The 22418-nt window shown below is 60.8% G+C and carries 22 protein-coding genes and 1 pseudogene; 8 read left to right on the forward strand and 15 right to left on the reverse strand.

What is annotated here, in order from left to right; genetic code table 11:
* The first annotated feature begins 5 nt into the window (after positions 1–5).
* Genes folD through HY795_10545 form a run of 3 tightly spaced genes read left to right on the forward strand, consistent with a single transcriptional unit; the run spans position 6 to position 1867 of the window.
* Positions 6–866: a bifunctional methylenetetrahydrofolate dehydrogenase/methenyltetrahydrofolate cyclohydrolase FolD gene (gene folD, locus HY795_10535; GenBank protein MBI4805658.1), complete on the forward strand. Its 861-nt coding sequence runs from the start codon at positions 6–8 to the stop codon at positions 864–866.
* 10 nt (positions 867–876) lie between these two features.
* A complete protein-coding gene (locus HY795_10540) occupies positions 877–1347 on the forward strand; it encodes a YbhB/YbcL family Raf kinase inhibitor-like protein (GenBank protein ID MBI4805659.1) in 471 nt (156 codons plus the stop codon).
* Complete coding sequence (locus HY795_10545) at positions 1331–1867, forward strand: YbhB/YbcL family Raf kinase inhibitor-like protein (protein MBI4805660.1); 537 nt, start codon at positions 1331–1333, stop codon at positions 1865–1867. The genes HY795_10540 and HY795_10545 overlap by 17 nt, the downstream gene beginning before the upstream one ends.
* Before the next feature lie 319 nt (positions 1868–2186).
* Here the strand turns inward: HY795_10545 and HY795_10550 are convergent, their stop codons facing one another.
* Positions 2187–2330: a hypothetical protein gene (locus HY795_10550; GenBank protein MBI4805661.1), complete on the reverse strand. Its 144-nt coding sequence runs from the start codon at positions 2328–2330 to the stop codon at positions 2187–2189.
* 115 nt (positions 2331–2445) lie between these two features.
* Here HY795_10550 and HY795_10555 point away from each other — a divergent pair, with 115 nt between their 5' ends.
* The 4 genes and pseudogenes from HY795_10555 (at position 2446) to HY795_10570 (ending at position 5756) form a co-directional block, all read left to right on the forward strand.
* Positions 2446–3192 carry a hypothetical protein gene (locus HY795_10555; GenBank protein MBI4805662.1) on the forward strand — a complete coding sequence of 249 codons (747 nt, stop codon included), beginning with the start codon at positions 2446–2448 and terminating at the stop codon, positions 3190–3192.
* The gene (locus HY795_10560) at positions 3189–3695 is read left to right on the forward strand and encodes a bifunctional adenosylcobinamide kinase/adenosylcobinamide-phosphate guanylyltransferase (protein MBI4805663.1); all 507 of its coding nucleotides are present in this window, start codon (positions 3189–3191) and stop codon (positions 3693–3695) included. Before HY795_10555 ends, HY795_10560 begins: the two co-directional genes overlap by 4 nt.
* Positions 3696–3702: 7 nt before the next feature.
* Positions 3703–4671 (forward strand): annotated as a pseudogene (locus HY795_10565) (DHH family phosphoesterase).
* Between the two features lie 83 nt (positions 4672–4754).
* Positions 4755–5756: an HD domain-containing protein gene (locus tag HY795_10570; GenBank protein MBI4805664.1), complete on the forward strand. Its 1002-nt coding sequence runs from the start codon at positions 4755–4757 to the stop codon at positions 5754–5756.
* Positions 5757–5836: 80 nt separating this feature from the next.
* Here the strand turns inward: HY795_10570 and HY795_10575 are convergent, their stop codons facing one another.
* The 5 genes from HY795_10575 to HY795_10595 all read right to left on the reverse strand — a co-directional run bounded on the left by HY795_10575 (position 5837) and on the right by HY795_10595 (position 9544).
* A complete protein-coding gene (locus HY795_10575; protein MBI4805665.1) occupies positions 5837–7192 on the reverse strand; it encodes a protein kinase in 1356 nt (451 codons plus the stop codon).
* Entirely contained in the window at positions 7189–7929 is a 741-nt protein-coding gene (locus HY795_10580) for a metallophosphoesterase family protein (GenBank protein ID MBI4805666.1), read from the reverse strand. The genes HY795_10575 and HY795_10580 overlap by 4 nt, the downstream gene beginning before the upstream one ends.
* The gene (locus HY795_10585) at positions 7926–8306 is read right to left on the reverse strand and encodes a response regulator (GenBank protein ID MBI4805667.1); all 381 of its coding nucleotides are present in this window, start codon (positions 8304–8306) and stop codon (positions 7926–7928) included. The genes HY795_10580 and HY795_10585 overlap by 4 nt, the downstream gene beginning before the upstream one ends.
* Positions 8307–8428: 122 nt before the next feature.
* Positions 8429–8773, reverse strand: a complete 345-nt coding sequence (locus HY795_10590) for a hypothetical protein (GenBank protein ID MBI4805668.1) — start codon at positions 8771–8773, stop codon at positions 8429–8431.
* 66 nt (positions 8774–8839) lie between these two features.
* Positions 8840–9544: a HEAT repeat domain-containing protein gene (locus HY795_10595; GenBank protein MBI4805669.1), complete on the reverse strand. Its 705-nt coding sequence runs from the start codon at positions 9542–9544 to the stop codon at positions 8840–8842.
* Positions 9545–10299: 755 nt separating this feature from the next.
* Here HY795_10595 and HY795_10600 point away from each other — a divergent pair.
* Positions 10300–11184: a GGDEF domain-containing protein gene (locus HY795_10600; GenBank protein ID MBI4805670.1), complete on the forward strand. Its 885-nt coding sequence runs from the start codon at positions 10300–10302 to the stop codon at positions 11182–11184.
* 8 nt (positions 11185–11192) lie between these two features.
* Here the strand turns inward: HY795_10600 and HY795_10605 are convergent, their stop codons facing one another.
* From HY795_10605 to murD, 9 genes are all read right to left on the reverse strand, one after another.
* Positions 11193–12827 (reverse strand): radical SAM protein, encoded by a 1635-nt coding sequence (locus HY795_10605; GenBank protein MBI4805671.1) that lies wholly within the window; start codon positions 12825–12827, stop codon positions 11193–11195.
* Between the two features lie 60 nt (positions 12828–12887).
* Positions 12888–14243 carry a cell division protein FtsZ gene (gene ftsZ / locus HY795_10610; protein ID MBI4805672.1) on the reverse strand — a complete coding sequence of 452 codons (1356 nt, stop codon included), beginning with the start codon at positions 14241–14243 and terminating at the stop codon, positions 12888–12890.
* Positions 14244–14304: 61 nt separating this feature from the next.
* Positions 14305–15537 carry a cell division protein FtsA gene (ftsA, locus tag HY795_10615; GenBank protein ID MBI4805673.1) on the reverse strand — a complete coding sequence of 411 codons (1233 nt, stop codon included), beginning with the start codon at positions 15535–15537 and terminating at the stop codon, positions 14305–14307.
* Positions 15538–15570: 33 nt separating this feature from the next.
* A complete protein-coding gene (locus tag HY795_10620; protein ID MBI4805674.1) occupies positions 15571–16506 on the reverse strand; it encodes an FtsQ-type POTRA domain-containing protein in 936 nt (311 codons plus the stop codon).
* Complete coding sequence (murB, locus tag HY795_10625) at positions 16503–17405, reverse strand: UDP-N-acetylmuramate dehydrogenase (GenBank protein MBI4805675.1); 903 nt, start codon at positions 17403–17405, stop codon at positions 16503–16505. Before murB ends, HY795_10620 begins: the two co-directional genes overlap by 4 nt.
* Positions 17395–18771 carry a UDP-N-acetylmuramate--L-alanine ligase gene (locus tag HY795_10630; GenBank protein ID MBI4805676.1) on the reverse strand — a complete coding sequence of 459 codons (1377 nt, stop codon included), beginning with the start codon at positions 18769–18771 and terminating at the stop codon, positions 17395–17397. The genes murB and HY795_10630 overlap by 11 nt, the downstream gene beginning before the upstream one ends.
* A gap of 135 nt (positions 18772–18906) precedes the next feature.
* Complete coding sequence (gene murG, locus HY795_10635) at positions 18907–19971, reverse strand: undecaprenyldiphospho-muramoylpentapeptide beta-N-acetylglucosaminyltransferase (protein MBI4805677.1); 1065 nt, start codon at positions 19969–19971, stop codon at positions 18907–18909.
* Positions 19968–21104: a putative lipid II flippase FtsW gene (gene ftsW, locus HY795_10640; protein MBI4805678.1), complete on the reverse strand. Its 1137-nt coding sequence runs from the start codon at positions 21102–21104 to the stop codon at positions 19968–19970. The genes murG and ftsW overlap by 4 nt, the downstream gene beginning before the upstream one ends.
* Complete coding sequence (murD, locus tag HY795_10645; GenBank protein ID MBI4805679.1) at positions 21101–22417, reverse strand: UDP-N-acetylmuramoyl-L-alanine--D-glutamate ligase; 1317 nt, start codon at positions 22415–22417, stop codon at positions 21101–21103. The genes ftsW and murD overlap by 4 nt, the downstream gene beginning before the upstream one ends.
* Position 22418 lies beyond the last annotated feature (1 nt).

Consider the following 22418-nt stretch of genomic DNA (forward strand, 5'->3'; position numbering starts at 1 on the left):
TTCGTATGCAGCTCCTCGACGGGAAGGCCACCGCTCTCTCAATAAGGCAGCAGCTCGCTGCTGAGGTCGCACGTCTGGTTCCGATCCACGGACGCCCGCCGCATCTGGCGGTGGTTCTGGTGGGCGACGACCCTGCCTCGCAAGTCTATGTTCGCAACAAGGAAAAGGCCTGCGCCGAGGCGGGCATCAAATCTAGCGCATACCGCGTTGACGCGGACATCACCCAAAAAGCTCTTGATGAGCTCGTTACTTCGCTTTCCGCAGATGACGGGATCGACGGCATCCTCGTGCAGGCCCCCCTGCCCCGCCACCTTGACCTTTTGGCCGTCCAGGCCCTGGTTGATCCTGCCAAGGATGTGGACGGCTTCCACCCGGTGAATGTAGGCAAACTCTGCATCGGGCTGCCAAGCCTCATGCCCTGCACGCCGGCCGGTGTCATGGAGCTCCTCAAGCGCTACGACATCTCCTGTTCCGGAAAGAAGGCCGTGGTCATCGGGCGTTCCAACATCGTGGGCAAACCCATGGCGCTGCTCCTGGCCAGGTCCGACTCCATGGCCAACGCCACCGTGACCATCTGCCATTCCCGCACCCCGGACCTTGCCGGAGAATGCCGCTCGGCCGACATCCTGGTGGCCGCCATCGGCAGGCCCCGTTTCGTCACCCGGGACATGGTCAAGCCCGGGGCCGTGGTCATCGATGTGGGCATCAACCGCACCGACACGGGCCTGTGCGGCGACGTGGATTTCGAGTCAGTCAAGGATCTGGCGTCCGCGATCACGCCGGTTCCGGGCGGCATCGGCCCCATGACCATCGCCATGCTGCTCTCCAATACGGTCCAGGCATTTACGTGGCGCATGGCGCGCTAAGGAGCCGGACATGAGCGAACCCATCACCGTGGCCAGCGACGCTTTTGCCGAAGGGCAGAAGATCCCCGCCGCACACACGTGCGACGGCCAGGACCTCTCTCCGCGTATAATGGTTTTCGACCTGCCGCCAGGCACCAAGACCTGGGCCATCCTCTGCGACGACCCGGACGCCCCTGGCGGGGACTGGGTGCACTGGCTGGCCTTCAACCTGCCCCCGTCACTCACCGAACTGGCCCAGGGAGTTACTCCCGAAGCCTTGGCAAAGCTGGGCGGCGCTACCGGGCGCAACAGCTGGGGCAATTCCCGTTACCAGGGCCCTTGTCCTCCATCCGGCTCGCATCGCTACTTTTTCAAGGTGTTCGCCCTGGACTGCTCCCTGGAACTGCCCGCTGGCACCTCCAAGGCCGACTTCCTGGCCAAATCCAAAGGCCACGCTTTAGCGAACGGCATGCTTATGGGACGCTATGAGAGGCAGCGCTAAACCGCTCTTTTTCGCGGCATTGGCCCTGCTCTTCTGGAGCGGGGCCTGCGCGGCCGCAACGCTCACGGTCTCGAGCCCTCTGTTCAAGGACGGTGACAAAATGCCGCGCAGCGCCAGCTGCGACGGAGGAGACCACTCCCCTGCCCTGGCCATTTCCGGCGTTCCCAACCAGGCCAAGACCGTGGCGGTCCTCATGTTTGAGCTGGAAGCCCCCAAGCGCCCATCCGCTCTCTGGATGGCCTACAACATCCCGGCGGCGGCCACAGTGACTGTGGCGGAAAACCAGCCCAAGACCCGGCAGATGAAAGGCGAAGGATTGCAGTTGTCGTGCGCCGCCGGGAAGGTGGGCTACTGCGGCCCATGCCCGCCCCAGGGGGCCACACGCCGCTTCATGATCGAGGTGTTCGCCCTGGACACCTCTCTGGATCTGCCTGAGAACGCCACCAAACAGCAGTTTCTGCTGGCAGTCGAAGGCCACATCCTGGCCAAGGGCAAGCTGACGGGCAAGTACAAGAAATAAGGTCTCTTATTTCTCTCTCTGCATTCATCTCACCGCTCCACGCCTGGCATTCCCTGGCACGATCGGATACCAGCATGGGGCCGGCCCACACCTCTGGCATGACGCGAAGCGGACCCATGCGATAACTCGCCGATAACCACTCAGATCCTTTGTGGACCCGTTCGAGTGAGCTTGCTCTCACCGCTTGAGCACGTCTCCAACGGCAACACTGGGCACAGGAGAAGGCTCACCAGTATCGACCAGCTTCTCAAAGAGGAAAATTCATGAGGGGGCAGGAATCCTGGGAAGGGCGGGTGCCCTTCTGAAGAGGGCAGACAGCTTAGGGCAGCAGTCTGAAAACGAAGCGTTCGTAGGCCCTGCACATCCGATGGGCCACCCGGCCGGAGAGGCCGAAGTCTTTCAGACGGCAATACACATGCAGGGGGTTGAACACGTGATGGAAGGCGTTCCGGAAGCGCGTCACGAACTAAACCTCCGCCGAAAAACGCTTTCGTCCGAGGCACTTTTTTGCCAAAACCGTCCAGCGCCGCGAACCGAGTTTTCTCTACCAAATGTAACCTCCCCTAGCAAGTGAAAGAATGAACAAAAGCCTCGAAATACGGCCCCTCGCGGCCACCAGCTGGCTCTGGCCAACCACCCTGGCCGAGAACATCCGGCGCATCGCCGCATGGGAGTTGCCCATCGCCCAGGTGGCTCTTCTCTTCTACCAGTGCCGCGCCTCCCTGGCCTACTCAGCCGAAGACTTCCCCACCTCTCCTGGCCTGTCCGCCCATGTTCATCTGCCCATCGATCTGCCCTGGTCCAGCGGCGCTCAAGCCGTATGGGAGGACATCGCCCGTTTGATGGAGTTGCCGGGGAGCCTGTCCCCGTGGGGAGGGGTGCTGCACCCGCCTGACGACCCGGATCTGCTCGCGGGGGTTGCTTCCCTCTGGCGCAAACACGCCCCGGCCTGGAACCTCATGATCGAGAACATACCGGGCCAGGACCTGCGCTCCCACTGGCCGTCCATCACGTCTCTTGATCTCCCGATTTGCCTGGACGTGGGGCACCTGATGGCCTTCGACCAGCACTGGCTTCTGGACCAACCCGGCCTGTCCGAACGTGTGGAGTTGATCCACTGCTACGCCCCGGGCATCGTCAAGCACCGCCACGAGCATCTGCCACTTTCCGAACTGAGTCCCGGGCAGTCGGAAACCCTGCGTCTGATTTTTGAACTGATCAGGCCAGACACCCCTGTCCTCTTTGAGGTTTTCAGCGAATCGGACTTGCGCGACAGCCTGAAAACATTCTACGCTTTGTTGCGGGACTGGAGGCTCCAGAAATGATCCGGCTGGTTTTGGGCGGCGAGAAGTCCGGCAAGTCCGACCTGGCCTACGGGCTCTTTCGGGACGCACCTGGGCCGGGAGTGGTCATGGCCATGGGCATGGCCCGGGATGCGGGATTCCGCGACCAGATACTGAAGCACCGTTTGCGCCGCGATCCGGCCGTTCCTGTCATGGAACCGGGCCTGGAGCTGGCCGGGGCTCTTGCCGAAGCCCACGCAAAGGGATTGAACGTGCTGGTGGACAGCCTGGACTTCTGGGTTTTCTCCTGCATGGAGCAGGGGGAACACCGTAGCGAGGAGTTGGCCGAGAGCCTTTCCGGATTCGCTGCCCCAGGCTCTCCCGAATGCGTGCTGGTCAGCTGCGAGGTGGGCCTTGGGCCCATTGCGCCCACGGCCCTGGTCCGGCGTTTCGCCAGGGCGCAGGGCGCGCTCAACCAGCGTTTGGCCGCCCTGGCCTGCGACGTGCGGCTCGTGGTCGCGGGATTGCCCATAGCTCTCAAGTGAGGAGAGAATGTCTTTTTTCAGGATGCTGACGGAGAAGCTCGAAAGCCTCACCAGGCTTATCGTGCCTCAGGAGCGGTGGCTCATCGTCATCAGCGCCGATCCCGACGCCCTGGGCTCGTCCATGGCCCTGCGCCAGATCATCCGTTCTCACGGGGGGCTGGTGGACATCGCCCACATCAACGACATCTCCCGGCCGGACAATCTGGCAATGATCCGCACTTTGCGCATCCCCCTTGTGCGCATTACCCCAGATTTGGCCAAGTGCTGCAAACGCTTTGCCATGGTGGATTCCCAGCCCCACCACAGCACGGATTTCCCGCAAGTCGACTACGACGTGATCCTGGACCATCACCCCCTGGATCCGGCTCATCCGGTGCGAGCCAAATACCTGGACATTCGCGCCGACTACGGGTCCTGCTCCAGCCTGTTGACCGAATACCTCTACAACCTGCGCATCAAGCCGGGAAAGCTTCTGGCAACAGCCCTGCTTTACGGGATCAAGACAGACACCGGTTCCTTTGAGCGCGACTTTTCCGACGTGGACGTGAAAGCCTTCAGCTACCTGGCCAAGATTTCTGACAAGATGCTTCTTAGGCGCATTGTGCACGCCGAATTCAACCGCAAATGGCTCAAGTATTTCGCCCGGGCCTTCGAACGCACCCGCTATGTGGGAAGGGAAGGCCTGTTCGCCTACGTGGGGCCTGTGGACAACCCTGACGCTTTGGTGGTGCTGGCCGACTTTTTCCTTCGCGTGCACGGCCTTTCCTGGAACTGCATGGCTGGACTCTACGGGGAACGCCTTGTGGCTGTCATGCGCTCGGATGGGCTCAGACGCCACATGGGAACCAAGGCCCAAGCATGGTTCGGCGGCTTCGGATGTGCAGGGGGACACAAGATGGCTGCTCGAGCCGAAATCGAGATATCCCGCCTGGCAGGCTACGACCCCGAACAGTTCCTGTGGAAACGGCTCACCGGACACACCCTCCGGCCGGACTGGCCCCTGGCCGAGGGCGACAACTGCCCGGTGAAATCCTCCGGACATACGCCGGAAGGTGCTCCATGACCATCCACCAGCCCGGTCCGCAGCAATCCAAGGTATCCCAAAAGCGGGAGGACTATTTTCCCATCCACCCCAAGACCATTCTTCCAGGAACCGCTGGGCAATTCGATCTGTACCTCAAACGCGGCGACTGGTTCGTGCTCTACGCCAAGAGGGGAGAAACCTTCAGCGTCGAGCCAAAACTCAAGGACCTGCTCGACGTCTCCGAATTCTACATCCGCCTGGACCAACGTTTCGACTACGAAACATACTTGGCCAAGAATCTTGGCAACATGCTCCTAAACGACCAGATCCCCATGGAAGAACGCTCCAAGCTGTTCTACCAGATATCGTCTGGCATGCTCAAACAGAGCTTCAACAGCAAGCTCCCCAGGGGCCTGGACGAAAAGACCTACCAAGCCATGCAGACGCTGGTGAAGCGAGGAATTGCCCTGCTCTCCAAGGAGGAATCCCTCAAGAGCCTCTCGGAGTTCCTCTCCCACAAATACCATACCTACAGCCATTCCCTGAACGTCATGGTGCTCACCATTTCCGTGCTCCAGTCCCTGCCGGGTGTGGACAAGAACACCCTCTTCGAGGCCGGCCTGGGCGCGGCCTTGCACGACATAGGCAAAACCCAGATCCCGGACGACATCATCAACAAGCACGGGCCGCTCAACCAGGCGGAGTGGGAGATGATGAAGACCCATCCTGTCCGGGCCCTGGGCATCTGCGCCAGCATGCCCATAAGCCACGTGGCCACCAACGCCATCCTTTTCCACCACGAGCGCTTCGACGGAGGCGGCTACCCGGGGGGCATTTCCGGAGAGGCCATTCCCATTCACGCCCGGGTCCTGGCCCTGTGCGACGTCTATGACGCCCTGACCTCGGAGAGGCCTTACGCCAAGGCCCTTCCGCCTTACAGGGCGCTGACCATCATGCAGGAAGACATGAAGGGAGCTTTTGACCCCGTGCTCTACAAACGTCTGGTCTATGTGATGGGAAATGCCAGGATCATCTGATTCGATGCCTCACAGACTGCGCCGCAAGGTATCGCAGCGAAGCACCAAGCCAGTTTTCAAGCCAAGAGTGATTGAATCGCTCAAGCCGTTCGAACGGCGCGGACATGCCTGCGGCAGGTCATGTCAGCCCAGGCGAACGCCCCGAGTTCCGTATCGGCGAACCAGGCCTGGGTGAAGGCACGGCGATCAGCACTCCAGAGAAGGCGCAACTCCCTGTCGAACACCGGGTCAAGGCAATGCCCCGTGAACTCGAGCGGAGGAGTGAGGATGCGGGAGAGTTCATCCACCGTTGGCAGCCGCCAGTCCCTGGCACCGGCGAACCCGGTGGCGTTGAGGCCCGCCACGTATTCGTGGGCCTCATGCCAGGTCACCCTGTAGGGGCTTCCGCCCATCTGCCATTCCAATCCCGAAGCTTCATCCCGCACTTTACCCGCTGCCGGGACCAGACTTTGGTGTGCGTAACATCCAGGCCGCCACAGAAGATCCAGGCCCAGCTGTTCGCGGGTGTGCTTGCCGGAAATCTTGACTGGCTCCCAGCGCGCCCGCTCCTGGCTTTGCGGGATGGGGCACGGTGTTGGCGGATCCTTTTCCGCCAGGCGGCAGGCACGCTCGAGGCGGAGCTTCCATGCTTCCAACAGGACCGCCAGCTCCGCCGCCATTTCCCTGGCCCCCCGGTGCCGTATCTCGGGCCTGGGAGAAAGCGCCCGGAGGAAATAATCATCCCAGACTTCGTCCAAGTCCTGTGACAGAGCGCTCGGCAGGCTCTGGCCCTCAAGGGGCCACACCGGCAGCACTCCGGTGAGCATCCGGTAAAGTGTCACGCCCACCGAGTAGAGATCCGCCCTGGGACCGGCCAGGTCGGGATTGTCCTCCTGCTCGGGGGCCGCGTAGAATGGCGACCCCACCTTGAGCCCGGAGGTGCTGGCCAGGGCCTCCCCGCGCACCTTGGACAGGCCGAAATCCGTGATTTTGATCTGATCTTCGTCGGTAAGAAGCAGATTGAAGGGCTTGATGTCTCGGTGCACGATGCCGGCGTGGTGGAGCCGCGCCAGACCCTCCAGGGTTTGCAGGGCGTAGCTTACCGCCCTTGGCAAGGAAAGACGGCGGGTAGGGGCCTCCACTTCGGCGGTTTCGCCGATAACCTGTCCCAGATCCCGGCAATAATATTCCATGAGAAAAAACGGCCTGCGGCCTGTCCGCCCGAAGTCCCATACCGCTGCAACATTCGGATGGTTCAGCCCGGCCAGGGCGGCCGCTTCAGCCGTAAACCGCCGTTCAATTTCCTTTTTCCCGACCAGACTTGCAAGAAAAGGCGAAGGCGCCAGCAGTTTGAGGGCCATTATCTTGCCTGTGACAGGCATGGCCACCTTGTAAACGGCGCCCATGCCCCCCCGCCCCAGGAGCCCGAGGACCTCGTATCTGCCGATGTGTCTCACCCGTTCACCGCGGAAAGACGCTCGGCGTACACCCGTGGCTGGCCGGCATCGATGATCTTCCTGGCCGCGGTTGCCGCGTCGTAGCTGACAAAACGCGCCGTGAGTTCCCGGCTTTGCGTGTCGTAGAGGCAATACTTGGCTTTCGGATTGCCGTCGCGGGGCTGCCCCACGGCTCCGGCATTGACGATATGCCTGATCCCTGGCTCCAGGATCTGACGGCCCTCGGGAAGGCGTTTTCCATCCAGCTGCCCATCGCGGAGGCTCACCAAGCGTAACTGATGGGTATGCCCCACGAAGCAGACATCCTCAGGGATTTCGCCCATGACCCGGACAACATGCCCGGTGGAAGCCTGAAAAAGATACGTGTCCACTTCGTCTGGCGGCAGGCCGTGGACAAAACGGCAGTCCCCAAGGGACAGGCTGGCGGGGAGTTCGCAAAGCCATGCCCGGCTCTGGGCGGAAAGCCTTGAGCTGGCCCATTTGACTGCTTCCCAGGCCTGGGGATTGAAACGCCCCCGGCTTGAAGGATCGTTCACACCCATCTCGTGGTTGCCAAGCACGGACAACGCCCCGGCTCGGCGAACGGCCCGCACGGCTTCCTCGGGGTCCGCTCCGTAGCCTACAATATCGCCAAGGCACACCAGCTGCGCTCCTGGAGCGATCTCGGAGGCATCATGCAACACAGCCTGGAGAGCCTCAAGATTGGCGTGAATGTCCGATAGAACAACCAGTCTCATTCCCTGCATTCCGACAGGGCCTCACGGAGCCGCTCGGCGAGATCATGGGAATCCACCGGTTTGGAAACGAAAAGGGAACAGCCAAGCTGGCCCGCTCTCTCCTTGGTGGCCGGGTCGTTGCAGGCGGACACGAACACCACGGGGACTTGGCACCCGTTGCGGATGCGCCTGGCGGCTTCAATGCCGTCAAGATTTCCGTCAAGGACAATGTCCATGAGCACAAGGTCCGGTTGCAACTCACCCGCCAACCGCACGGCTTCAGTACCGGTGTGGGCCAGACCGAGCACGGTGTAACCGAGCTTTACGACCTTGCTGCGCAAATCAAGTGCGATGATGCGTTCGTCCTCGACGATGAGGATGCCTGCTTGGCTCTCCATGCAATCCTCCAGAACACCCTGACGCCAGTATTTCAACCGTTAAAACCGTATCGCGCAGGTGACGAAACGGCAACAAAAAAGGCCGGGATGCCCGGCCTTTATGATATTCGCCATATTTGCGTCTAGTTGCTCATCTGCGTCTTGAGCCAGTCCTTGATTTCCGGGGTTGGTTCGTAGACTCCCTTGTTGTTGCCGACATGCTCAAGGAATTTCCCCCGAAGGTGGTCGGGCAGAGGCAACTCGGCAAGTTCCTTGGCGTCGTCGTGGGTGCGCTTTATCAGAGTAAGCTTGGGTTCGCGCTCCCACGTGTTGACAACGAAATATGTTGTCGAGTCACTCCTGTGGCGTACCGGCTTGAAATCGTTCAACCAGCAGTTGTTTCCCCATTCCAGGTACAAGGTCACGGCCCCTTCCGGAGTCATCTCCCAATCCACATCGTATTCCGTGAAATTCTTGAGTCCAGCCATGGATGTCTCCTTGCCGCGATTCGTTTTAAGATTCTGACCTGGATAATAACAATTCTTAAAAAATGGTCAAGGGGAGACCTTCAATTGTGCTGCATCTGCAACCGTCGTTTTATTCAAGGACCCATTCGCATACAGGTCGAACTCCGAGTAGTCTTTGCCAAGCCCGGCCAATTTTTCCCTCACCTCGTCCTTCCTGGCTCCCGCCACTTTAAGCAGGAACCCCAGGGCCCTGGCCGCTAGCCCTCTGCTTTCAGGGTCTTCTTCTTTCAAAGCCAACAGAAGGTCGTCCAGAGCCGGAAGAACAAGTTCCGGCCTATCCTGGGCCAGCCTGGCCAAGCCCCAGTATACACCCCGGCGCAGCGCGCAGAGTTCCAGGTAATTGTCTCCAGTCTTGCAATCGCGGTCGTTGATATAGGAAGCCAGCACTCGGTGGAACTCGCTTGCCAACACCGGCTGGGCCGCCAATATTTCCCCAAACGACTCGGGAATTCCCCAGGCGATGTTCCCGGATTCTTCGTTCAGACGCCACATGAACTGCCTCATCAGCTGACGTGCATCCTCAGGCTTATGCGCGAAGAGCCGCTTGGCGACGTGGCCGAAAGCCGACGCAGCCCGCCAACGGATAAGCTGATCCGGTTCGAGCAGGCAGGCGAACAGCGCCCCAATAAGAGGCTTTGCCGGAAAAGCGTCGAGCCCTGCCAACCCACTGGGCCATGGCTCTGCGCTCAAGGCTTCGAGCACGCCTTTCCTTCTCTCCTTCAACTTGCTCATATGTCCTCCATCCGGATGGTTACCGGCTATTTGCATGCCAATCATCAACAATAAAACATCTTTGGGCAAAGACAATGGACGGACTCTCACAGGCGCCGCTATGGCCTGTTGATCCCTGGTTGGATTCATCCGCTCCTAATACCAGTGATGCCGTTGCCTATAGGCACGAATAGCCGTGTATCCGCCAATAACGCTGGTACTATCTCTGGTCTTTCGTTTTCTGTGACAGTCGGCTCGCCCGGCTGACAAAAATAAACCGGAGGGCTTTCGCCCTCCGGTTCTTTTTACCAGTGCCTATAATAGTGCGGTCGGTGATGGTGTTTATATTTATAAACGTACACCGGTGGCGGTGGAGGGGGGGCATAATACGGGCCGGGGTAATAATACCCGTAGTATACCGGTGGCGGAGGCGGAGGCGCTGGGGTCCCTACTGACACTGAAAAACCAGCCCCGGGGAGACCGACGGACACCGAACCATACGCACTGGCCTGTGAGGCGAAAGCCGCGACCAGCAGGGCGGCCAATATCATTCGTTTCATGGCTGTGAACCTCCTGACAACACATTGGCATATACCATGCCAAACAAATTATGCTTTAAAAACAAGTGGTTGGATAAGAACGAATTCGGACCCGATTACGATATTTTCCCAAAGTGATGACGATAATTGCATCCCGTATGTCCTTGACAGAGATTGACGGGGCAAGTACCGAGCAATCGACTTTGATTTTCATTATCATATCACTCGGAGTTGTGTGTGAGTCCTCATCTCAAACTGTCCGCAATTCTATTTTCCCTCATGATAGCCCCGCCACTCGCTGCCCTGGCCCTTCTCGAAGCTGGGCACAAGCCAGACGCCATCGTTCTTTTGGCGCTTTACTGCGCCTTGGGCATAGCCATGCTCCCCTTCATCTCCCGCCTGGCATTGTACGTTTGTGTCTTCAAGGATCTCGACCAGGTGGTCGTCTTTTCCGGCCGGCTAAGGTGCGGTGGGTTCCCTTCTCCTTTCAACCTTCCGGTGGAGAAAGAGGACGAGCACATCCTTCTGACGCTCAAACGCAACCTCAACTGGATGCTGCACGTGCTCAAGGACAGAGAGAAACGTCTGCTCTGGCGCCTGGAGGAAACCGATCAGGCCAGACGAGACTTCGAAGGGCTTAGTCGAACCGACCCGCTCACCGGGCTTGGCAACAGGCGTGAATTCGATGAGCTGCTTCTGAGTTTGTCCGGCCAGAAGGCCCGGCCTGCCACGCTTATCCGCGTGCTGCTCATAGACTGCGACAAGTTCAAACAGGTCAACGACGTCTACGGACACCAGGCTGGTGACAGGGTCCTCATACTACTGGCCTCGATAATAAAGGAATCCGTGCGTGAAGACCTGGACCATTCGTGCAGGCTAGGCGGGGACGAATTCGCGGTGCTGCTTTCCTGCAGGGAGGACCAGGCTGTGGATGTCGCAGAGCGGATCCGGAAGCGCTTCAAGGAAGCCAACGGACTTGGCTGCACCCTCTCCATGGGGCTCTCCTCCTGCCATCCGGCCAACGGCAGCGGCGATGTGAACTGGGAGGCCGTTCTGGCCAAGGCGGACTCGGCCCTCTACGAAGCCAAGGGGGCTGGGGGCGACAAACTGAGCCTTCGCTGAGTCAGGCCTTAGCCCGGACATGCTCCGCAAATGGAGCATCCTTTTTCTGGGCACTTTGGGGTTCGCTTGCCGCTTTTGTAGCGCTCCCACTCGCGCCAGAGAGATGCCCGGGACACGCCGATGTCGATGCACTCCCATGGGAAGGTCTCATCGCGGCCCCGCTCACGGTCGAGCACAGCCCCCGCGTCGCCGCCCCATTGCCGCAGGGCTTTTCGCCATCCGAGCTCACCCGCCAGCATGTTCAACTGGGCCAGTTCTTCTGTTCCCCTGGCCAAAAGACCCTGGACTCTCGCCCAGGAGGGCTTTTCCCCCTCCATGCGTACCCCGCGCAAAGGCTTGATGGTCGCGGCCATCCAGGCCAGGCGGTTTTCCAGAGACTCTTCGGAGGCCATTGGCGCCCACTGCATGGGGGTCCACGGCTTGGGCACCAGGGGATTCACTCCCAAGGTCATATGCCCGATCCCTTTCTTGCCCCCGCCAACCCTTCCGGCCTTGCATATCTCTCGCAGAAAATCAGCAAGCTCGGCGTAGTCCGAGTCCAACTCGCCGGGCCAACCCGCAATAAGATACGTCTTCAGATGGTTCACCCCGCGCTTGGCCGCCAGCTCGACGGCCTTCAGGAACACGTCTTCGTCCAGATTCTTGTTGGCCATGCGGCGGATGCGGGCGCTGGGCCCTTCCAAAGCAAGGGTCAGTGTACGCAGTCCGGCGTTTCGTAAAATATCCAGAAGAGTTTCGGTCACGCCATCCGCCCGAACGGACGACAACGTGAACTTCACCTTCTCAGTTGAAAGCCATCGCAAGAACTCCGGCAATTCGGGCCAATCCGTGAGCGCAGTCCCAACCAGGCCCACCTTCTTGGGCCGTGTTTCCTTCACAACGGCCCGGAGATCCTCCATGCGGGCCTGCCTGGGAGGACGGTAAACGAAACCGGCAGCGCAGAACCTGCAGGAATGCGGACAGCCCCGGTTCACCTCCATGAGCAGTGTGTCCTTGAATTCAGCCTCATGGCTGACAAAACTGGAGCATACGGGTTCGATGAGCACGCGGCCTCCAGGGGCCACGGCGCGCTTCACCGGCAGAAGGCTTTGACCAGGCACGTAAAAGCCCGGCATATCTGCCATCATGGCAAGCACGGACGCCTTATCCGCTCCAGCCAGGACCGACTCGGCAACGCGTTCCAGACAGGGGATGAGCCCTGCCTCGGCTTCGCCCACGAACCAGGCGTCCAGAATCGGTGCGAGTGGCGCGGGATTCAAAAAGGCCAGCGGCCCGCCCCCCAACAGGATGGGGAATCCGGGCCGCCGGCTCGCAAGGAGAGGAACACCAGAAGCGGCTAGCGCTTGGGTCAGCACCGCACCGTCAAGTTCAAACCCCAGGGAGAAGGCCGCCAAAGGGAACGCGTCCAGGGGGGAAGACGAGTCCTGCGACCTCGGGGGGGTACTTCCCGCGGAAAGGAAGAACCGCTCCACAACCAACCAGGGGCTCTGCCCGGCCAACCGGTACACGGCCTGCCACCCAAGCGCCGAGAGCGCGGCGCGGGGGGCTCCAGGGAAGGCCAGGGCAACCGGCAGCCTGCCTCCGGGGTCCGGAAGAACAGGCTCTTGGCCGTTGAAAAAGACGGTGCGTTTGTTCGCGGTCACCTCCTCAAGGTGTCTCTATAAGGGACATTTGGCAACATCTACGATCCTCAATCTGCTAGCCTAATCTGCCTGCATCCGGATGAATGCAGGAACTTCGAATTCGTCCTCGTCGAACACGAAGTCCTCTGAGCCAGGGGTGTGGGTCTTGTACTGGGCTATCCCGGCCGGGTCCGGATTGTTCTTGCGGCCACGGCGAAGGTACGCCGGGATGGTCAGGTCATTGTGGTGCGTAGCCATGATGCGCTCCGTGCGCGGGCTGGCCACGTGAGGCTGCGCGGCATCGCGGGGGCTTTCCTGGCGAAGTTCGGGCTCGCGCGGGGCGACTTCCTGAATGCGGGGAGCCGGTTTGGCCTCTACGGGTTGCGCCGTGGCCTGCGGAGCGGCGCTCTGAACGGCCTGGGCCACGGCCGGATGCACGCTCACTTTGGCGTGCTGGGCCTGCAGCCGGCTCATTTCTTCGGCGGTCTCGATGCCAGTGGCGATGACGGTGATGCGGATCTCGTCTCCCGCGGTCTCGTCGAACACAGTGCCGAAGAACACCTTGGCGTCCTCGCTCACAGCCGCGGTAACGGTGGAAGCGGCTTCATCCACTTCCTCGATGGTCAGGTCAGGCGAACAGGTGATGTTCATGAGCACGCCCTTGGCCCCGTCGATGGTCACGTCTTCCAGCAGAGGGCTGGTGATGGCCTTCTGGGCGGCTTCCTTGGCGCGGTTTTCGCCACGGGCTACGCCAAAGCCCATCATGGCCAGACCCATCTCGCTCATGACGGCCTTCACGTCCGCGAAGTCCAGGTTGATAAGGCCAGGCACCATGATCAGATCCGAGATGCCTTTCACGGCGTAGTAGAGAATCTCGTCGGCCTTCTTGAGCATCTCCATGAAGGTGGCCTTCTTGGAGGCCAGGGTGAGCAGGCGGTCGTTGGGGATGGTGATGATGGAGTCCACCTGCTCGCGAAGGGCCGCGATTCCCTTTTCGGCCGCGCCATGGCGCTTCTTTCCCTCGAAATAGAACGGCTTGGTGACAACGCCCACGGTGAGAGCCCCGGCTTCCTTGGCCGCCTGGGCAATGACCGGCGCCGCGCCGGTGCCGGTGCCGCCGCCCATGCCGGCGGTGACAAACACCATGTCGGCGTCCGAAATGGTTTTTCTTATCTGGTCGATGGATTCGAGCGCGGCGTCGCGGCCGCAGTCCGGGTTGGCGCCAGCGCCAAGGCCCTTGGTCAGTTTGTCGCCAAGCTGAATCTTGAATTCGGCCTTGGACTTGTTGAGCGCCTGGATGTCGGTGTTGGCGGTTATGAACGTCACGCCGCGCAGGGCCGAGCAGATCATGTTGTTCACCGCGTTTCCGCCGCCCCCGCCTACTCCCACGACTTTGATGCGTGCGTTGGATTCAAAATCGATGTCGTAGATGTCCATGTTCCCTCCTCCTTGCTCTTTCAACAAATCCCCCTGAATAAACATTGCCTCTACCTCGTTCTTACTTCACATCCACGAACCACTTCCGCATGCGGCCCAGGATGCGATTGAAGACTTTTTCATCGGAACGGATGCGGAATCGCTTGTCGGTTCCTTCCTTTTCCGCGCCGTACATAAGAAGCCCCACAGCCGTGGCGTACATGGGGCTGTTCACCACGTCCTTTAGCCCGCCCACGCGCATGGGGAAGCCCACGCGGGTCGGCAGGTTGAAAATCTGCTCGCCCAGTTCCTGTATTCCCTCGATCAAGGCCGTGCCGCCCGTGAGCACCACGCCTGCGGCGATGGAGTTCTTGAGCCCCGACTTGATGAGTTCCTGGTCCACCAGGGCCAGCATCTCCTCGATGCGGGGCTCGCAGATCTCCGAGAGCACCTGGCGGGAAAGCCTGCGCGGCTCGCGCCCGCCCACGCTTATCACCTCGATCACGTCGTCCTTGCGCACCAGGTCGGACAGGGCGCAGCCGTACTTGATCTTGATCTTCTCCGCGCTGGCCATGGGCGTGCGCAGGCCGAACGCTATGTCATTGGTCAGGTTGTTGCCGCCAAGGGCCAGCACCGAGGTGTGCTTGATGGAATCGTTGGAGAACACCGCCAGGTCAGTGGTGCCGCCGCCAAGGTCCACCAGGGCAACGCCGATTTCGCGTTCCTCCTCGGTGAGCACGGCCTTGGCCGACGCCAGGGCCTCGAGCACGATGTCGGCCACGTCGAGCCCCGCGCGGTGGCAGCTCCTGATGATGTTCTGGGCCGAGGTGACCGCCCCGGTAACGATGTGCACCTTCACTTCCAGACGCACGCCAGCCATGCCCAAGGGGTCCGCGATGCCGCGCTGGTCGTCCACGATGTATTCCTGGGGCAGGATGTGGATGACCTCGCGATCCAGTGGGATGGCCACGGCCTTGGCCGCGTCGAGTACGCGCTCAACGTCTTTCTGGGTGACTTCGCCGCCCTTTACGGCAATGACGCCGTGGGAGTTGAATCCCTTGATGTGGCTCCCGGCTATGCCGGCGTAGACCGTGCGGATTTCGCATCCCGCCATCAGCTCGGCTTCTTCAAGAGCCCGCTTGATGGACGCCACGGTCTGTTCGATGTTGACCACCACACCCTTGCGAAGGCCCGTGGACGGCGCGGTGCCGATACCCACCACGTCCACGCCTTCGGGCGAAAGCTCGCCCACCACCGCGCAGATCTTGGTGGTGCCGATGTCCAATCCGACAATGAGTTCCGAAGCCTTTGCCATTACGGGGTCCCCCTCGTATCCGTTCCTGAAAAGCTATCCGTGCTTTTCCACCCACACCTTGCGGTTCTGTGCGGAAATGATGGCGGCATGGTCGAGCTCGCCGCGTTTCACCAAATTCCCCCAGACCAGCCCGAGGCGGGTGAGATTGTTCTTCCAGTCGTCCACTCCAACGCAGAGCAGGACGTTTCTATCCATAAGCCTGACTTCCAGGCCGTATCTCCACGAAAGCCTGATCCAGGCCACCTGGTCCAGGCCGAAAGGCGTCTGCTTGGCAGCTATGGCCTTGCGCAATTCCTCCAGGATAGGCAGGTGGCGTTCCATGCCCGATTCCACTTCCACCTGGGGCAGAGACACGAACTTGTCCGCCTGCGCCTTGTCGATGATCCTGCCTTCCCCGTCCGCGTAGCAGAGGCTGTCCTCGTATTGGACAAGGTAGCTCGGTTCGCGCTCCACGATCCTGATTTTGAGGGTATCCGGCAGCACCCTGGTCACCTGGGCCGATTCGATCCATGGGTTCTTTACAAGAAGCGCTTCCACGCTCTCCATGTTGACGGCCAGCAGGTTCATCCCTGGTTGCAGCTCTGCATGAGCCAGCACATCCTCCCGGGCCATGCGGCTTATCCCCGCCACATGAAGCTCGCGAATTGTGAAGTAGTCGATGGTGGTCAGCCAGCGGTACCCGGCTAAAAGTCCTATGGACAATGCCACCACAACCATGCACGCTAGCACCAGGGAGCAGAGTTTGGTGAAAAGCCCCCCGATGAGCGAAATCTTTCCAAGTCCGTCGAACGGCATTCCCTTGGAGCGGTTCACCTTCACCCGGGCAAGGGGCAACCGGCCTTCACGGGCAGCTGTGCGCGAAGCCGTGATCTTTGCCCGGCGTTCGGTTTGACCACCGTACGAATGGGCGTTGCGGCTCCTGCCCGACCCCAGACCAAGGCGAGAGGCTCCTCGTGCGGCGACGCTCATTGGACCACCTTCACTTCGAGTTCCAACGCCACTCCAAAGCGGCCCAATACCGCTTCACGGGCCTTGGCTATGAGCTCCAGTGCGGCCTTGGCCGTACCGCGCCCCTCATTCACCAGAAAATTCGCATGCATGGCTGAAAAGCACATGCCCCCAAGGCTCTTGCCCTTAAACCCCAGTTCGTCGAGCATCTTCCCGGCACTCGCCCCTTCCGGGTTCTTGAACACGCAGCCACACGTGGCTGTGTTCACCGGCTGGGTGGCCTTCTTTCTGGCCAGATTCGCGTCAACCGCAGCTCGAACGGACCCGGCCGTAGCAGCCTTCAGTGTCAGCTCGGCCTCAAGGACCAGCCAGGGCACTGCGCACATCTGCGGGGCAAAGCTGCGATAACCTGCGGTCCACTGGGCGGGCCCGATCCAACGCAAGCCCCCCTCCGCGTCCCATATGCGCACCCGGGCCAGCAGGTCGGCTGTTTCACGGCCGTAGCTTCCGGCGTTCATGGCTACCGCCCCGCCAACCGTGCCGGGGATGCCGGCCAGGCCTTCCAGGCCGGACAGACCAAGCTTGGCAGCCCAGCTGACCAGCTTGGGCAGCATGAATCCTCCGCTGACCCTGACCATCACCTGGTCCCCTGCCTGCCCGGCGCAACAAGCCCCCTGCTCCACTATGACGGGTTCAACCGGGGCGAGGCTCATCACAGCCAGGTCGAGATCGGAATCCACTGCCAGAATATTGCTGCCCCAACCCAATACAAAGGGTTTGGACGCATGCCTGCTGAGCTCACCGGCCAGCTCTCCCGCGTCGTCCGGGGACTCCAGGAGAATCTCGGCCTGAGCGCGCCCTCCGAGTCGAAGCGTGGTCCGCTCGGAGAACTTGGGGCCTGGCAGGACTTTAATCGGCATACCCCTCCTCCAAATACTGGACGCCAACCTTCCAGACGCTGCCCGCTCCCAGGGTCACCAGAACGTCGCCCGGGCGCAGCATCACCTTGAGCGTGCTCAGAGCCGCTTCGAAATCCGGCACAAAGGTCACCTTTGTCTTGGAGACCTGGCGTATTCCCTGGGCCAGGCTCTGGCCGGAAACGCCGGGAATCGGCTTTTCCGATGCCGGATAGATTTCAGTGAGCACCAGTTCGTCCACATCCTCGAAGGTCTTGCAGAAATCTCCAAACAGTGCCTGGGTGCGCGAAAAGCGGTGGGGCTGGAAAAGCACAACCAGACGGCGGTCCGGATAGCAGGAGCGTGCGGTGTTCAGGGTTGCCAGGATCTCGGCGGGGTGGTGGCCGTAGTCGTCGATAACCAATACACCGTTTCTCTCGCCCTTCTTCTCAAAACGCCTGCCCACGCCGCCAAAACCGGAAAGACCCTTGAGCACGGCGTCCCTGGGCAGACCCGCCTCTATGGCCACGCCGATTGCTCCCAAGGCGTTCAGCACGTTGTGCCGGCCGGGATGGTTGAGCGTCACTTCGCCCCAGTAGGCGCCGTCTATGCTCACCTCGAACCGCGACACAGAGCCGCTCTCGAGAATGCGTCCCTTCAAGCGGGCCTTGGGGTCTTCCACACCGTAGGTAAGGACGGAGCGGTTGATCTTGGGGAGGATGCGTCGCACCCCGACGTCATCCAGGCAGACCACGTTCACCCCGTAGAACGGGATGGAGTTGCAGAACTTGATGAAGCTCGCGTCGATCTCGTCCTGGCCGGAATAGAAATCCAGATGGTCGGCGTCCACGTTGGTGACGATGGTCATCACCGGGGAAAGGCACAGGAAGGAACCGTCGGATTCGTCGGCTTCGGCAATCAGGTACTGCCCTTCCCCAAGCCGCGCGTTCGCTCCCATGGCGTTTAAGCGCCCGCCGATGATCACGGTGGGATCAAGCCCTGCCTCGGAAAATATTGTGGCCAAAAGCGAGGTGGTGGTAGTCTTGCCGTGTGTGCCCGCCACTGCCACGCCCGAGCGCAGGCGCATGAGCTCTGCCAGCATTTCGGCCCTCGGGATAACGGGAATCCCGCGCAAACGGGCCTGTTCAACCTCTGGATTGGACTCGGAAATGGCGGTGGACTTCACCAGCACGTCAGCCGGCCCCAGATTCTCCGCCCCGTGGCCTATGGATATGTCCGCTCCCAGGCGCTTCAAGCGCTTCACCGTGTCCGACAGAGCCATATCCGAACCGGTGACCTTGTACCCAAGGTTCAGGAGCACCTCCGCGATGCCGGACATGCCGGAACCGCCGATGCCCACCATGTGGATCTTGTTCACCTGGGTGCGCATGCCGCGCGCCGGATAGAGTCTGTTTTCCTGATCGCCCACTCTGTATTCTCCTCGTTCCCTGTTTTGCGGCTTCTGCTCCGATCTTCAGGAAACGGTCTGAATCTCTTCTTTATTCAAAAACCTTTTGCGCCTTGCTTAAGCCGCCAGGCGGGTAAGTTCCTGCGCTATCGCCCGCGCCGCGTCCGGCCTGGCCTGGGACCGTGCGGCCAAACCCATGGCCGCAAGTCTTTCGGTATCTTTCATGAGCCCAAGCACGGTGTCGGCCAGTACCTGAGCATTCAGATCCTTTTCCTTGACCACCACCGCCGCGCCCGCCTTTTCCAGGTACGTCGCGTTAATAGTCTGATGGTCATGGGTGGCGAACGGGAATGGCACCAGCACTGATGGAAGGCCCACGCAAGAAAGCTCCGCAAGAGTGGAGGCCCCTGCCCGGCCGATCACCAGATCCGCCCAGGCATAGGCTTCGGCCATGTCCGTAATGAACGGTTCAACCCGGACGCCCTGTTCGCCGCGATATTGGTGCAGCACCGACTCGTAGTCGCGTGATCCTGTCTGATGCCACAATTCAATCTTCTGAGCGGCCAAACGGGGCCAGGCCGCAACAACCATTCGGTTGACGGCTCTGGCCCCTTGGCTGCCTCCCAGGACGAGGACCCTACTTGGCACCACCCGCGAGGGACCGGTCCTGACTGATTCCGCTATTTCCGTGCGTACGGGGTTGCCCGTGAGAATCACTTTTCGCGCCGGGAAAGAGCGGGCCAGGTCGGGGTATGTAACCATAACCTTGTCCACCACCCGGCCAAGGATACGGTTGGTCACCCCGGGAACGCTGTTCTGTTCGTGCACGGCGGTGGGAACGCGGAGCATCCAGGCGGCCAGCACCGGACAGAATCCGGCGTAGCCTCCGAACCCCGCTACCACCTGAGGTTTGAAGCTTTTCACAAGACCAAGGGCCGTAAACAAGCTCAAGCCCATGCGCAGAACGGCCGGGATGGCGCTCACGCCCTTTCCCAGCACTCCGCGCACAGGAAGGCCGCGAAATTCCAGTTCCGCCTTGCGAGCCAGCTGCCCCTCCGGGCCTTCACCACCCACGAAGAGAACCTCCACCCCGGGGTGCAGGGCGCGAAGCTCCGCGGCAACTGCCAGAGCCGGGAAAATATGGCCTCCCGTGCCGCCGGTGGTAACCATGGCCCGTCTCACTGCGTCTTTCTCCTGGAGAGGTTCAAGAGAATCCCTACACACAGGAAGCATGAAATGAGGTTTGATCCGCCGTAAGAAAGAAACGGCATGGCCACGCCCTTAGGGGGCACGCACCCCATGACCACCGCCAGATTGAGAAGAAATCCGATCCCCATGACCAGGGCCATGCCGTAGGCAGTGAAACGGTCGCGTAGGTCGTCCTGGGCAAGGGCCACCCGGATGGACCGCCACATGAGCACACCCACCAAGGCCAGAATCACGGACACCCCGATGAATCCCAACTCCTCGCCAGCCACGGCCATGATGAAGTCGGTATGCGCCTCGGGCAGATAGAAGAGCTTCTGCTTTCCGGAGCCGAAGCCCACGCCGGTTATCTGCCCGGAACCGAAGGCATAGAAGGATTGCACCAGCTGATAACCAGTGCCCTGCGGGTCCTGGAACGGATCGAGGAATGCGAACCAGCGTTTGAAACGGTACGGAGAATTTATGACCAGGAGAATCGCGGCGCCCGCGCCGAAAATGCCCGACACCAGCAGATAGATGATGCGCGTGCCGCCAACCAGGCTCATGAGGAAGAAGAGCATGCCCATGAACACGGCGCCGCCGAAGTCCGGCTGAACCAGCATGATCACGCCCAGAAGACCTGTGACCACGACCGGCGGAATGAACCCCACTGAGAAAGACTTCACCAGGGCCTGTTTGCTGGAGTAGAAGTAGGCCAGGTAGAACACCAGCACCACTTTGGCCAGTTCCAGCGGCTGGAGGATCATGGGCCCAATATGCATCCAGCGCCGCGCCCCGCCCGCCTTCACCGAAAAGGGCGGTATCAGGGTCAAGACCAAAAGCCCGATCACCAACAATAACCAGAGATACACCGGGCCGTAGAGCAGCTTTTTGGGCAGCCAGGCCATGAAGAGCATGATGCAGATGCCCAGGCCGAAGAAAATCGCCTGTTTCTTGAAGAAGAAGTACTTGTTGTGGACCATGCGCTCGGCCATGACCCCCGAAGCCGACAGCACCAGGATCACCCCGAGTCCGGCAAGCAGCACGGCCACCGCGGCCAGCCACCAGTCGAATCCGGGTTTGGGGCCCATAAGCGGGGCCGAAGGGACATGGGCGGCGGAATGGCTCATTGCCTCGCCTCCCGTTCTTCAGGCAGACCAGCCATGATGCGGGCGAAATCCTTTCCCCGGGCCTTGTAGTCGCTGTAGAGATCGAAGCTCGCCGTGGCCGGGGAGAGAAGGATCACCTCGCCGGGCTTGGCGTCCAGGTACAACCTGGTCACCGCGCCTTCCAAAGTGGGTTCCCACAGCATGGGGACCACCCCGATCCAGGCCCTTTCAAAAATCTCACGGTTGGCCCCGAACAAGCCTACCTGAGAGACACGAGCTTTTAATAGCGGGACCAGACCTTCCAAGTCGCCACCTTTGAACACTCCACCCGCCAGAAGACGAACAGGACGGTCGAAACTTTCGATGGCCGCGCGCATGGCCTCCACCGTGGTGGCCTTGGAGTCGTCCACGAACAGGACTCCTCCCTTTTCTCCCAGGTTCTGCAGCCGGTGAGACAAGGGTTTGAAGGACGCAATAGCCGCGCGGGTCTGGTCTTCGGTCACTCCGAAAGCCTTGCAGGCAAGCCAGGCCGCTTCCATGTTGGCCCTGTTGTGGTTTCCGGGCAGGGCGTTTTCCTTGAAACGATTGGCTGCGGTAAAATAGATCCGCCTGGCTTTCGTGAAGTCCCTCTTCTCCAACTCATCCTTCATTTCAAAGGGAAGCACTGCCAGGTCCTTGTCGTTCATGCGCGCGAACAGCTTGAGCTTGGCCGCGAGGTATTCCTCAATGTCCGCATGGTAGTCCAGGTGGTTGGCCGAGAAGTTCAGCAGCACGCCAACCTTGGGATGGAAGCTCTGCACGTTCTGGAGTTGGAAGCTGGAAACCTCGAGCACGGCCACGTCGCAGGGCTGGCCCGAAAGCACATGGTCTGAGAGGGGCGTGCCAATGTTTCCGCCCACGAAAACCTTCTTGCCAGTGGACTCCAGGATATGCCCGATGAGCGTCGTGGTGGTGGTCTTTCCGTTGGTTCCGGTGACGGCCAGAATAGGCGCGTTGGTGAACCAGGAGGCCAGCTCCAGCTCGCTCATCACCTGCGCCTCGGGGCAGACGGCCAGGAACGTTTCCAGCTTGGCCACCGGTATCCCCGGGGAAAGCACCACCATCTGGGCGTCTTTGAAGTAGGCAGGCTTGTGAGGGCCGAAAACAAGCTCGATCCCGCGAGCAACAAGCTCTTCCCTGGCATCGGCGGTGAGCGCTTCGGGGTTGCGGTCCAGAAGGCGCACGCTGGCCCCGAGAACGGCCAAGAGCTTGGCGGCCGCAACACCGGAGATGGCGGCTCCAACCACCACGGCCTTGTGCCCGGCCAGCTGTTTCTCGTGCAAGAGCGCCCGCATG

It is taken from the genome of Desulfovibrio sp. (genome assembly GCA_016208105.1).
Classification (GTDB): Bacteria; Desulfobacterota; Desulfovibrionia; order Desulfovibrionales; family Desulfovibrionaceae; genus Fundidesulfovibrio.